The 13,020-nt window shown below is 52.9% G+C and carries 8 protein-coding genes and 1 pseudogene; 4 read left to right on the plus strand and 5 right to left on the minus strand.

Features of this window, described 5'->3' with window-relative positions:
- A pseudogene (locus EJP87_RS18450) lies at nt 1-238 on the plus strand (hypothetical protein); the annotation flags it as partial.
- Between the two features lie 93 nt (nt 239-331).
- On the opposite strand, the gene EJP87_RS08555 reads toward EJP87_RS18450, so the two are convergent.
- The 4 genes from EJP87_RS08555 to ubiG all read right to left on the minus strand — a co-directional run bounded on the left by EJP87_RS08555 (nt 332) and on the right by ubiG (nt 8,237).
- Nucleotides 332-1,774 carry a glutamate synthase subunit beta gene (locus tag EJP87_RS08555; RefSeq protein ID WP_130471448.1) on the minus strand — a complete coding sequence of 481 codons (1,443 nt, stop codon included), beginning with the start codon at nt 1,772-1,774 and terminating at the stop codon, nt 332-334.
- A 39-nt stretch (nt 1,775-1,813) separates the two neighbouring features.
- Nucleotides 1,814-6,346 carry a glutamate synthase large subunit gene (gene gltB / locus EJP87_RS08560; RefSeq protein ID WP_130471449.1) on the minus strand — a complete coding sequence of 1,511 codons (4,533 nt, stop codon included), beginning with the start codon at nt 6,344-6,346 and terminating at the stop codon, nt 1,814-1,816.
- A gap of 122 nt (nt 6,347-6,468) precedes the next feature.
- Nucleotides 6,469-7,527 (minus strand): RluA family pseudouridine synthase, encoded by a 1,059-nt coding sequence (locus EJP87_RS08565; RefSeq protein WP_130471450.1) that lies wholly within the window; start codon nt 7,525-7,527, stop codon nt 6,469-6,471.
- Nucleotides 7,524-8,237 carry a bifunctional 2-polyprenyl-6-hydroxyphenol methylase/3-demethylubiquinol 3-O-methyltransferase UbiG gene (ubiG, locus tag EJP87_RS08570; protein ID WP_130471451.1) on the minus strand — a complete coding sequence of 238 codons (714 nt, stop codon included), beginning with the start codon at nt 8,235-8,237 and terminating at the stop codon, nt 7,524-7,526. Before ubiG ends, EJP87_RS08565 begins: the two co-directional genes overlap by 4 nt.
- Before the next feature lie 174 nt (nt 8,238-8,411).
- Here ubiG and EJP87_RS08575 point away from each other — a divergent pair, with 174 nt between their 5' ends.
- Nucleotides 8,412-9,632: an N-acetylmuramoyl-L-alanine amidase gene (locus EJP87_RS08575; RefSeq protein ID WP_130471452.1), complete on the plus strand. Its 1,221-nt coding sequence runs from the start codon at nt 8,412-8,414 to the stop codon at nt 9,630-9,632.
- 39 nt (nt 9,633-9,671) lie between these two features.
- On the opposite strand, the gene EJP87_RS08580 is transcribed toward EJP87_RS08575, so the two are convergent.
- The gene (locus tag EJP87_RS08580) at nt 9,672-10,691 is read right to left on the minus strand and encodes a type I glyceraldehyde-3-phosphate dehydrogenase (protein WP_130471453.1); all 1,020 of its coding nucleotides are present in this window, start codon (nt 10,689-10,691) and stop codon (nt 9,672-9,674) included.
- A gap of 572 nt (nt 10,692-11,263) precedes the next feature.
- Between EJP87_RS08580 and EJP87_RS08585 the strand changes: the two genes are divergently transcribed.
- On the plus strand, nt 11,264-12,196 hold the full coding sequence (locus EJP87_RS08585; RefSeq protein ID WP_130471454.1) for a CHAD domain-containing protein: 933 nt from the start codon (nt 11,264-11,266) through the stop codon (nt 12,194-12,196).
- Between the two features lie 528 nt (nt 12,197-12,724).
- Nucleotides 12,725-13,020: substrate-binding domain-containing protein (locus EJP87_RS08590; RefSeq protein ID WP_265332115.1), on the plus strand; the 296-nt coding region annotated here is incomplete at its 3' end.

Consider the following 13,020-nt stretch of genomic DNA (forward strand, 5'->3'; position numbering starts at 1 on the left):
AGAAAAAACCAAGAACCGTGAACATCTTTATCAGGTGAACCGGTTCCAGGCTTTGTCCAGTATGAAAGATACCATCGTGAAATTACTGACAGCAACCAATCCGCTTATTTGGGTACAACGACTTACAAAAAGCATGGCGAGCTATTGTAATGCCATGCGTTTAAATAGATGTTATAACCGTAAAAAGAGGCTTGGGACAGGGGTTCGCGTTCGGCCAGCTTATAAGCCCCACACGTAACGGCTTAAGTTAATGGCATTGAGGTGCCCTCCCTGGACCCCCAATTGTTTTTTTTTGGGGGGGGGTGAACGGTTACAAAAAATCTAAATAAATCTACGGCAATACACTCGCACCACCACGCAACCAACCATCAATCGCCTTGGCCGCCTGCCGCCCCCCATGAATCGCCTTCAATACCAACGATTGCCCAGTGGCCATGTCTCCAGCAGCAAAAACACCCTCCACACTGGTAGCATAACCTCCATCTACCTGCACATTGCCACGAGCATCCAACGCAACTCCTAAACCCTCCAATAAACCTCCCTTGACCGGCGCCACAAAACCCATGGCCAATAATACCAACTCTGCCGATAACACAAATTCACTGCCAGGAATCTCTACCATCCCCGGACGCCCACCATCCTCCGGCTCCGGCCAGTTCAAACGCACACAATGCAATCGCTTGACCTGCCCCTCCTCACCCTCAAAACCCTTGGTCAAAATACTCCACTCCTGCGTACAACCCTCCATATGCGAGGTGGAGGTGCGCAACTGAATCGGCCATAACGGCCACGGCGTCTCCGGTGAACGATCTTTCGGCGGCTTCGGCAATAACTCAATCTGCGTAACACTCTTCGCTCCCTGCCGTACCGATGTGCCTACACAGTCCGCACCTGTATCCCCACCTCCAATCACTACCACATGGCGATTGGTGGCAACAATCGCTACCTCATTGGCTAAATCTTCCCCACCCAAACGCCGATTCTGCTGACCCAGAAAATCCATCGCATAATGAATCCCACGCAACTCCCGACCAGGAATCGGTAAATCACGCGGCTGCTCCGATCCACCAGTCAACAAAATGGCAGCATACTCCTGACGCAACTGCTCGACCGAAAAATCCACCCCAACATTGACCCCCGTGCGTATCGTCAACCCCTCCTCAATCATCTGCTGCAAACGTCGATCAATAATCTGCTTCTCCAGCTTGAAATTGGGAATGCCATAACGCAATAAACCACCTGCCTTGCGCGCCTTTTCAAACAACGTGACACTGTGCCCCGCCCGCGTCAATTGCTGCGCCGCCGCCATCCCAGCCGGCCCAGAACCAATCACCGCAACCCTCTTGCCACTCAATACCTTGGCCGGACGCGGCACAATCAAACCACGGGCAAAACCCTCCTCGACAATTGTACGCTCAATCTGCCGAATCGATACCGCCTCCCGGTTGATGCCCACTACACATGAAGCCTCACACAACGCCGGACACACATGACCAGTAAACTCTGGAAAGTTGTTGGTACGGTGCAAGGTCTCCACCGCCAACGCCCACTCCCCCTTGTAAACCCAATCATTCCACTGCGGAATCAAATTGCCCAAAGTACATCCATTGTGACAAAAAGGAATCCCACAATCCATGCAACGAGCCGCCTGCTCCTGAATCCGCTCCCTGGCAAACGGTTGATACAGCGAATCCCAATCGGTAATGCGTTCGGCAACCGGACGCAAGGAAGGGGTTACCCGCTCAATTTCTATAAAACCGGTTATTTTACCCATTCTTATTCATCCAATCCGCAGTAAGCCTACTCGCTGCCATTATGCACTGCGCCGTTGTTGGGCCGCTTTTTGCGCCTCCAACACCCGCTGATACTCTATCGGCATCACCTTGATGAATTGACCAAACTCACCCTGCCAGTCGGCCAAAATATGCTTGGCTACCGCACTATCGGTAAACTGAACATGCCTTGCCAACATATTACGCAATACCTCCGCATCCTCTGCATCGACAGCCAAAAGCTTGACCATGGCCGGGTTGTACATCGAAGAAAAATTTTTCTCCCGATCATACACATAAGCCACACCACCACTCATGCCCGCTGCAAAATTTCTCCCCGTGCGCCCCAATACCACTACCACGCCTCCGGTCATATATTCGCAGCCATGATCCCCTACTCCTTCGACAACCGCCATGGCTCCAGAGTTCCGTACCGCAAAACGCTCACCCGCTATCCCACGGAAATAGGCCTCTCCACCAATGGCACCATACAGCAAAGTGTTGCCAACAATGATATTCTCTTCCGCGACAATAGAGGATTTTGGATGCGGACGAATCACAATACGTCCCCCAGACATCCCCTTGCCTACATAGTCATTGGCCGCCCCCTGCAAATGCAAAGAGACCCCATTGACATTGAATGCCCCAAAACTCTGCCCGGCTACCCCTTCAAAATGGCAGTTGATGGTATCCTCCGGCAAACCCTCGGCACCAAATCGTTTGGATATTTTGCCCCCCAACATGGCGCCAACCGTGCGGTCGGTGTTTTGAATGGGTAGACGAATCTCAATCGGTTTTTTGTTGGCAAATGCCCGCTCCGCCAAATCCACCAACTTCAAATCCAACACATGATCAATGCCATGATCCTGAGCCTGCACGCAGCGCGTGGCAATATTGGCCGGTGCATCCGGCTTGCTCAAAATGGCACTAAAATCCAAACCTTTGGCCTTCCAGTGCTCAATCGCCTCCTCGGTACGAATCAACTCTACCCGGCCAATCATCTCATCCAGACGACGAAAGCCCATGCCCGCCATGATCTCCCGCACTTCGTTGGCGATAAAATAGAAAAAGTTGATCACATGTTGCGCTTCACCAGTAAACTTTTTGCGCAAACCGGCATCCTGAGTCGCCACACCAGTCGGACAGGTGCCCAGATGACACTTGCGCATCATCACACAACCCTCCACCACCAGCGGTGCGGTGGCAAAACCAAACTCTTCCGCACCCAACAAAGCCGCTATCACCACATCACGCCCGGTGCGAATCTGTCCATCTGTCTGCAAACGCACCCGACCACGCAGATCGTTGAGTACCAAGGTCTGTTGCGTCTCCGCCAAACCCAACTCCCAGGGAATACCCGCATGCTTGATGGAGCTGAGCGGAGAGGCACCAGTACCCCCATCCCCTCCAGAAATCAAGATCATGTCCGCATGTCCCTTGGCTACCCCAGCCGCCACAGTGCCTACCCCAACCTCGGCAACCAGCTTTACCGAAATACGCGCCTCCGGATTGACATTTTTCAGATCAAAGATCAACTGCGCCAAATCCTCAATCGAATAGATGTCATGATGCGGAGGCGGACTAATCAAGGTCACCCCCGGCGTGGTGTTGCGGGTCTTGGCAATCACCTCATTCACCTTATGACCGGGCAACTGCCCTCCTTCACCCGGTTTGGCACCCTGGGCAATTTTAATCTGCAACTCTTCAGCATTCACCAGATAATGGCTGCTGACCCCAAAACGTCCAGAAGCTACCTGCTTGATGGCGCTGCGGGCAAAATCACCATTGGGACGCGGCTTGAAACGCTCCGGATCTTCGCCACCCTCTCCAGTGTTGGAACGACCACCCAAACGGTTCATGGCAATGGCCAGCGTCTCATGCGCCTCCTTGGAGATCGAGCCAAATGACATGGCGCCAGTCACAAATCGTCTGACCAACTCGGAGGCTGGCTCCACCTCATCCAAAGGCAAAGATACCGGCAGCCGTTTCAAACGGAACAGACCGCGCAGAGTGCATAACGCCTTGGACTGTTCGTTGATGGTACGGGAAAACTCCTTGAACAGTTGAAAATTATTCTCCCGTGTCGCCCGCTGCAGCAGGGAGATGGTCTCGGGAGTCCACATATGCCGCTCACCATCTTTGCGGAAACGATACTCTCCCCCCACATCCAAACCTTGCTCATAGGCCAACAGACCACCATAGGCCCGTTGATGGCGACGCAGACTCTCCTGGGCGATCATCTCCAGATCGATACCTTCAATACGTGACACCGTACCGGTAAAATAGCGATCCACCACTTGATGATCCAGACCAACGGCCTCAAAGATTTGTGCCCCGCAATAGCTGCGCAGAGTGGAAATACCCATTTTGGAAAAGACTTTGAGCATTCCCTTGTTGATGGCTTTGATATAACGATATTCGGCCTGCTGCGTCGTATGATTGGCCAGCAAACGGCGTTCGACCAGATCGTGCAACAGCTCAAAAGCCATATAGGGGTTGATGGCGCCAGCACCATAACCCACCAGCAAAGCAAAATGGTTGACCTCCCGCGCCTCCCCGGTCTCGACAATGATGCTGGCCTGATTCCGCGAACCCGAACGGATCATATGGTGATGCACCCCTGAGGTGGCCAACAACGAGGGGATCGGCACCATCTCGGCGGAAACCCCACGGTCGCTCAGAATAATCATGCCATAACCTTGTGCCAAGGAGACCGAGACCTCATTGCACAAACGCACCAAAGCCTGCTTCAACCCCTCTGGTCCATCGGCAACCGGATAGAGGGTAGAGAGCGTCACAGCCCGCAACGGATCACTGCTGATGGCACGAATTTTTTCCAGATCGGCATTGCTCAAAATCGGTTGTGGCAGACTGATACGCCGCACATGATCGGCTGTTTCCGCCAACAGGTTGCCGGTCGGCCCCAACTGGGTAAAGAGACTCATCACCAACTCTTCACGAATCGGATCGATGGGCGGGTTGGTGACCTGGGCAAAAAGCTGCTTGAAATAGTTAAACAACAACACCGGACGGTCGGAAAGAATCGCCAAGGCAGCATCATTGCCCATGGAACCAATAGGCTCTTCTCCGGTCTCCACCATGGGCGCAAGAATCGTATGCAGATCCTCATCGGTATAACCGAAAAGATTGCATCGGGTACGCAGAGGTTCGGCTTCGCTGCGCACGGACTCTCCACCAGGCAAGGAGTCGATGGCAATCAGATTGTCATCCACCCACTGCCGATAGGGTTGACGGCTGACAATCTCCGCTTTGATTTCAGTATCGTCGATAATCCGACCCTGTTCCAGATCAATGACAAACATCCGCCCCGGCTGCAAACGACCATGATGCACCTCCTCTTCCGGTGGCACGGGAATGGTCCCTGCCTCGGAAGCCATGATGCACAGCCCCTTTTTGGTAATCAGATAGCGTGCCGGACGCAAACCGTTGCGATCCAGGGTCGCCCCGATATAGCGACCATCGGTAAAAGCCACCGCCGCCGGACCATCCCAAGGCTCCATGATCGAGCCATGATATTGGTAAAAAGCTTTGCGATCAGGATCCATTTGCTGATGATTTTCCCACGCCTCAGGAATCATCATCATCATGGCATGCGGCAGCGAACGACCAGAAAGGACCAAAAATTCCAAGGCCCGGTCGAAAGATGCAGAGTCAGAGATTCCCTCCGGGACAATCGGAAAGAGCTTTTTGATGCCATCACCAAACAGCGGCGAGGCCAAAACCGCCTCTCTGGCGTGCATCCAGTTGATATTGCCACGCAGGGTATTGATCTCACCGTTGTGACAGATCATGCGGAAAGGATGGGCCAAATCCCAGGTAGGAAAGGTGTTGGTGGAATAGCGTTGATGGACCATGGCAAAGGCAGAGACCATGGAGGGGTCGCTCAAATCAGGATAATAGGCCGAGACCTGATCGGCGAGAAACATCCCCTTATAAAGCAAAGTACGCGAGGACATGCTGGCGATATAGAAGGATTTGATCTCCTCCTTGCTGTAGCCCAAAACCGCATTTTCGATGCGTCGGCGAATCACAAAGAGCTTGCGTTCAAACCATAAGGGGTCAGCATCCTCCGGGGTGATGCCTTGGCCGATAAAAACCTGAAAAATAGCCGGTTCCGAGGCTTTGGCGATATAACCGATCTGCGCATCTGGGCTGATCGGCACAGCACGCCATCCCAACAATTTTTGTCCTTCATCGCTGATAGTCTGTTCGACATGGCGGCGATAGGACTCCTGCAAGGATTGATTTTTGGGCAAAAAGATCATGCCCACACCATATTGGCCTTCCGCTGGCAAGATAATTTTTAACCGTTTACAGACGGTGCGCAGGAAGGCATCGGGCAACTGCATCAGCAATCCGGCACCATCACCGGTCAACGGATCGGCACCCGTTGCACCACGATGGGTCAGATTGACCAGCACATCCAAGGCCATCCGAATAATATCATGTGATTTTTTTCCGCTGATGTTGGCTACAAAGCCGACACCGCATGAATCATGTTCCTGGGCTGGATCATATAAGCCCTGTTGGTCTGGCAGGCCGATTTGCATCATGAAAGTTCCCAATATCGCTTTATGAAAAGGCAAAAACGCGGCAAGTATCCCTCAACTCCACACCTGCTGTCAACGACTGTCAAATCATCCCCAAGGCAAATGCTGAGGCCATAATCTTAGCTTCAAGCCAGGGAGTGCAGAGCCTGCACAAGTTGCTGAAAATCTGCGGGTGGATCTGCAGCAAACTGTAGACGTTTGCCGGTTTTAGGATGGGTAAAAGCCAGTGAGGTGGCATGCAGAGCTTGCCGGGAAAAGTTGCCAACCAGAGCGCGCACCTCTTCTGGCCAGCGTTGCGGTGCTACAAAAGAACGCCCATAGAGGGGGTCGCCCAGCAAAGGAAAGCCATGTGCTGCCAAATGCACACGAATTTGATGGGTACGTCCGGTCTCCAACTGACAGCGCACCAGTGAGAGAGAGCCCTGCCAACTGTGCAAGCGACGAAAATGGGTTACTGCCGCACGGCCATGCGCCACCACAGCCATCTTCTGCCGCTCTTTGGGATGGCGACCAATAGGGGCATTAATGGTGCCGCTTGCTTCTGGTACCCCTTTGAGAACCGCCAAATAGTTGCGGGTTGTGCTATGGATTGCAAATTGCGAAGAGAGATGTTGATGGGTGGCATCATTTTTTGCGACCACCAACAATCCACTGGTCTCCTTGTCCAGGCGGTGCACAATCCCTGGTCGCTCCACCCCGCCAATACCGGACAAAGAGTCCCGACAGTGGTACAAAAGAGCATTGACCAGGGTGCCTCGCCACCCCTCGGCACCGGCCCCGGGATGCACCGTCATCCCTGCCGGTTTATTGACGACCAACAGATCCTGGTCTTCATAAAGAATTGCCAAGGGAATCGCCTCTGCCTGCAGCGCCATGGGCGTGGGTGCAGGCACCTGCAGTGCAAACCATTGCCCTGCCTTGACCCTCTCTTTATCGGAAGCAACCCTCTGCCAGAGGGATTGATCATACTGTGCGGCCGCAGGCTGCTGCAGAACCGCTTGCATCGCCAACAACCGTTGAATCCCGGTTCGACTCAACTCTGTGGTAGAGCGCGCCAACGCCTTATCCAAGCGTTCGCCTGCCAGGGCCTCTGCTATCTGCAGATAAATGGTCTCACCAGCAACAAGCAACGGGGCAGAAGAGAACTCCTCCTCCTCCAGCTCAGAGGCTTCCTCTGCGCTCATCCCTTGCGACCAAACCCCAAATAGTTGATATGGGGATTATTGCTCAGTTGAAAGCTGTTTTCCAGAGGCTGATAGGACATGCCTCGCAGATCCTGCATGGTAATGCCGACACGACGCAACGACTGATCCAATTCGGATGGGCGCACAAATTTGCCAAAGGTATGGGTACCCTTGGGCAACCAGCGCAGGATATATTCCGCCCCCACAATGGCGGCCAACCAGGATTGCAGGGTACGATTGAGGGTGGCAAAGAAAAACCAACCCTCCGGCTTGAGCAGTTTGCCACAGTGACGGATAAAATCATCGACATCAGGCACATGCTCCAACACCTCCATGGCCAACACCACATCAAAGCTGTGCGGATCCTCTACTGCCAAATCTTCGGCAGCCTGCACCCGATAATCGACCTGAGAACCGCTCTCATTTTGATGGGCACGCGCCGCACCAATAATTTTTTCCGAGCGATCAATCCCCACCATCCGGGCGCCACGCTGTTCCAGTGCCTCGGATAAGATACCGCCACCGCAGCCAATATCCACCATCCGCAGCCCCGCCAAAGAACCATATTCCGAGCCGGTCAACTGCTGACAAATATAGCCGGTTCGCAACGGATTGATCTGATGCAGGAGCTTGAATTTACCCTCCGGCTCCCACCATTCGTGGGCCATGCGCTCAAATTTGCCAATCTCTTCCGCATCTACCGATTCCATTTTTTTCCTCCTGCCCCAACACCCTATCTAAACCAGTAAACCGGACACTATACAGGAGACTTGCATAGGCCCAGTTCTTGCTTGTATAACTGCGTGTCAGAGGCAACCTGGCCGCTGTACACTGACATTGACTGCCACTCTAGCACACTCTTGTGCCAGTAGCCATGCAGTCGTATGTTGTCGCACCAGGATGAGAATGGCTATGAAAGGGAGTTGGGTGCAATGGTTCGGCGTGATCTATTGAAAGCCCTGTTGTTTACGGCCAGCGGTCTGGTCCTACCAGTGCCGATGCTGGAGGCCCGTGCGCTCACCCGCATTACCCACCTCAGGCTTTGGAACAGCAGCGAACAGACCCGTCTTCTCTTTGACCTGGATGGCAAATTACCCTATTCGATCAAGCAACTTGCTAAACCTGACCGTCTGTTAATCGAATTGCGTCAGGTGGAATGGGCGATGGATCCGGCACTGCTGCATATTGAGGATCCGGTAGTCGGTGAGCTGCATTTGACCCGTATTGCTCCCGGTCAGGTGCAGTTGGAGTGCGAGTTGAAACGACCGATGGTGGCCAATGCCTATCTTCTGCACTCCACCAACGGCAAACCACCCCGTCTGGTTGTCGAATTGCAACCCAAAGAAAATATGGAAGAAGATGACGATCCGGCACGCGCCAGCCTGGTCGCACAAACCCGTGGACGCGAACCGGTTATTGTCATTGATCCCGGACATGGGGGCGAAGATCCTGGGGCCATTGGCCATGCGGGCACCTATGAAAAGCATGTCACACTGGAGGTAGGACGCAAACTGGTCCGTGCTCTGAATGGGGCCGGCTTTCGCTCGCATCTGACCCGCAGCGATGATTATTTTGTACCGTTACGGAAACGTGTCTCTATTGCACGCAAGCATGGTGCTGATCTTTTTGTCAGTTTGCATGCCGATGCGTTTCGGATACAGTCGGCGCGTGGCGCTTCGGTCTACTGCCTCTCCGACCGTGGCAAACCCGAACCCGACCGGGCTTTACGCTCTTTGGTAGAGCGGGAAAACAGTGCTGACCTGATTGGGGGGGTTGATTTAGGGCAGGTGGCTGACCCTGAACTGCGAGATATTTTGATGGATCTCTCCCAACGCGATGCCCGCAACCGTGCCTTGGCCTATGGCAACAGCCTGCTTAGCTCCTTGAAAAAAGTTCCCTCTCTGCGCATCCATTTTCGTGGGGTCAAACAGGCTGGTTTTGCTGTTCTGAAAGCGCCGGATATACCATCCGTCCTGGTAGAGATGGCCTTTTTATCCAATCGCGACGAAGAGTTGCAACTGCGTCGTACCGAGCATCAAGAGGCTTTGGTGCGGGCGTTGACTATTGGCACGCAATCCTTTTTCCGCTCAGCCTCTCTGGCCTAGCAACAAAGCACTGCCGCTCGCAGCAAGGCGTTGCGCTTGTTACCTCTTCTTTTGCGCCAGCACATGGTTGATCAGCTCTACCAGCCGGTTGCAATAGCCGCTTTCGTTATCATACCAAGCCAAAATTTTGACAAGCTTTTGATCAATCACCTGCGTTGACAAGGCATCGATCACTGCCGAACGGCTCTCATTGCTGTAGTCGATAGAGACCAGAGGCTCTACAGAATAGCCCAAAATTCCCTGCAACTCCCCTTGTGCTGCCTGTTGCAACAGCGCATTGACCTCTGCGACTGAGGTGGGTCGGGCCACCTCCAGGGTAAGATCGGTCAAGCTGGCATGCAAAAGCGGAACACGCACTGCCATACCATCCATTTTGCCAGCCAGTTGCGGAAAAATGGTGCCGATGGTACGAGCCGCGCTGGTTGTGGTAGGAAACATGGAAATGGAAGCTGCTCTGCCGCGACGCCAATCACCGCGATAGCCATCGACAATATTTTGGGCGCTGTTGGCGGCATGGATAGTGGTAATCGAGCCGCGCACCACTCCCAACGCCTGCAGAATAACGCGCAATACCGGAGCCACCGAGTTGGTGGTACAAGAGGCTGCAGTTATAATCTGATGTTTATGGGGATCATAGAGCTTTTCATTGACCCCCATCACTACATTCAGAACCGATTGATGCAGAATGGGGGTAGCCACCAGCACTGTAGCCACTCCCTGTTGCAGGCAGGGCTGTAGCGACTGCACACCTTTGTACTGTCCGGTGCACTCCAACAACAGCTCCACTCGTTGTTGGTCCCAGGCACTCTCCTGAGGGGATGACCATCTGCTGAAGCTGATCTGTTGCTTGCCGATGGAGAGCGTTTCCTCTGTAGAGCGCACCTCCTGATCCCAGCGCCCGTGTGTGGAATCATAGCGCAGCAGATGGGCAGCATTGTCTACATCAGCGTTGACATCATTGATATGAACCACCCGCCAGCCAACGGCTTTCGTGTGTGCCGTGCGCAGCACCTGTCTACCGATGCGGCCAAAGCCATTGATACCTACCCGAACTGTCATTCATTGTACTCCTTGACCACTTTGCGCTTGCCCCCTCTCTTGACCCTACCCTACAAAGCAGGAGAGTGTAACGCTACTTTTTTGCGCAAGCAAACCTTTCCCTGTAGGGCAGAGCAATCCCACCCACAGGAAGAGAGGGAGACAAGGTGGTGCAGAGAGGGGGCTGCCGGGGCAAGAGTCCGCTTAATTCCGAGCTTCAGGAAGAGAATGTAACCAGGGCAAGCGCATAAGAACAAAAATTATTACGGAGGTCCAGGAGGGGATTATCCCCTCCTGGTGGGCACAGGGCAAAGCCCTGCTGGAAATGTGCGGCGTTTCACCTGAGCGAATGCAAAGCATTCGCGCACGCCGCACCAATCTGTGCCCCGAAGGGGCACTCTTTGGGAGGACGGAGGCCCGACATGCACAGTTTTGCTTGTGGCAACAGTGAGGAAATTGGCAAATGCGATTGCCCTAGAATGTAACAAGATATTGTGGACAGAGTGAAGCAATTCTGTTAGGATGGCCGGATTCTCTCGCAAGCTCGGCTGGAATGTCCGGGCAAAAACTCTAAGAGGTCATTTAATCCGATCATGACACTACCAGCAATCAGAAAACCGGTTACTCTCAATGCGCGGCAAAGCATCAACGATGCCTTCGACTCCATCCTGCGCCACAATTTTGATGATATGTTGCAGTGGATACCCGTAGCCTACAGCCGCGAGGATATCGAAGGAGTCCATCAAGTACGTGTCTCCTTGCGTCGCTTGCGCTCCGCCATCTCCATTTTCCGCAAAGCCATCCCCAGAACCATTACCGATCCGTGGAACGAAGAGATGCGTTGGGTGGCCAGTGAATTTGGTCCGACACGCGACCTTGATGTCTTGATCACCGAAGGCTTGGAAGGTGTGGTCGGCAAAATCCCCATTCCGGAAGGGGAAAAAAAGTTGCTGGCAATCGCCACGCAACACCAGGATACGGCCTATAAGCGTATTCGCCAATTGATCGATAACGACCGCTATAAGACCTTTGTGACCAATTTTGATCAGTGGATTACGGTGCGTGGCTGGTTTCAGGTGGATATGCCCTCCGAGACCCGTGCCTATCTGGGCAATGAAATCACTCTCTATGCCAAAAAGGTGTTGAACAAACGGCTGAGCATCGTGCTCAATGCCGGAGCTTCTCTGGAGTCTCTCTCCGATCCTGAGCTACACCAATTGCGTATTGAATGCAAAAAATTGCGCTATGCTACCGAATTTTTCTCTGCGCTCTTCGACAGCAAAGCCATGGGTGAATTTACCTCGCAACTCAAAGAGGTGCAGGGTCTGCTGGGCATTTTGAATGATGTGGCGGTGATGCCGCCCCTGCTCAACACCTTGCTGGAAGGAACGCAAGATGTGGATCTGAATAGTTATGCCGGGGCCTTGATTGGCTGGCGCAGCTATCAGGCAGCCGATATTCGCAAACAGTTGGTTACCCCCTGGAAATATTTCAGCCGTACTGCCGCTCCCTGGAGCAAACGCTGATTCGCCTGATTCTCTGCCGGGTTCAACAAAACTGAATCCGGCAGAGATCTCCTTCCTCACTGTCTCCCCTTCTCCCCTGTTGCGTGCTGACCAAATCCAGCCCATTGCCAAAATCAACTGCTCAGAATGTTTTGCTGCCAAGCCTGTTGGCAAGCAGAGCAGCGGACTGCAGGCAAATTGCCATCAAAACGCAAAGGGGCATGGCGTTTCTCTGGTCATGGCAAGTATATAAAACTGAAAGCAAAACACTATAACGCTGGCGTGTTGGTGTTTAGGTGATGCAAAAAATTGCTAAAATAGCATTTTTTTATTGACATTCTCCATATTTCCTATAACACTAAACAACATAATTATTATGACAATCATGTTACGATTTACTATTTTTTGTACGATTACGCATCTTTAACAATCAACCTCTCAAGTATCGTGACCATGAAAAAATATCTTACACTCGCTCTGCTTTTCACCTCTGTGACCACAATAGACGCCGCAGAGGGGCCCACACTGCGCATCAGGGGTTCTGACTCCATGCTGCATCTTGCGCAAACCTGGAACAAACAATATCAAGCCAGCCATCCAGAAGCGGCATTTGACTTGCGTGGTTGCGGATCTTCCACCGGTTTTAGTGCCCTGATTCATGGCAGTGCTGATCTGGCCAATGCCAGTCGCGCCGTCAAGCAAAAAGAGTTCAAGGAGGCGCAAGCCAATAATATTCAACTCAAAGAGCACTTGGTTGCCTATGATGCCATCGCCATTTATGTGCATAAAAGCAATCCAATCGATTGGGTATCCACAAAATTTTTGGCTGAGATCTATGGTCAAAA

This window comes from Candidatus Magnetaquicoccus inordinatus (genome assembly GCF_004217665.1).
GTDB lineage: Bacteria > Pseudomonadota > Magnetococcia > Magnetococcales > Magnetaquicoccaceae > Magnetaquicoccus > Magnetaquicoccus inordinatus.

Coding starts and splice junctions, on each gene's coding strand:
- EJP87_RS08555 (WP_130471448.1), bottom strand. CDS start 1,774: ATGGGTAAAATAACCGGTTTTATAGAAATTGAGCGGGTAACCCCTTCC.
- gltB (WP_130471449.1), bottom strand. CDS start 6,346: ATGATGCAAATCGGCCTGCCAGACCAACAGGGCTTATATGATCCAGCC.
- EJP87_RS08565 (WP_130471450.1), bottom strand. CDS start 7,527: ATGAGCGCAGAGGAAGCCTCTGAGCTGGAGGAGGAGGAGTTCTCTTCT.
- ubiG (WP_130471451.1), bottom strand. CDS start 8,237: ATGGAATCGGTAGATGCGGAAGAGATTGGCAAATTTGAGCGCATGGCC.
- EJP87_RS08575 (WP_130471452.1), top strand. CDS start 8,412: ATGTTGTCGCACCAGGATGAGAATGGCTATGAAAGGGAGTTGGGTGCA.
- EJP87_RS08580 (WP_130471453.1), bottom strand. CDS start 10,691: ATGACAGTTCGGGTAGGTATCAATGGCTTTGGCCGCATCGGTAGACAG.
- EJP87_RS08585 (WP_130471454.1), top strand. CDS start 11,264: ATGACACTACCAGCAATCAGAAAACCGGTTACTCTCAATGCGCGGCAA.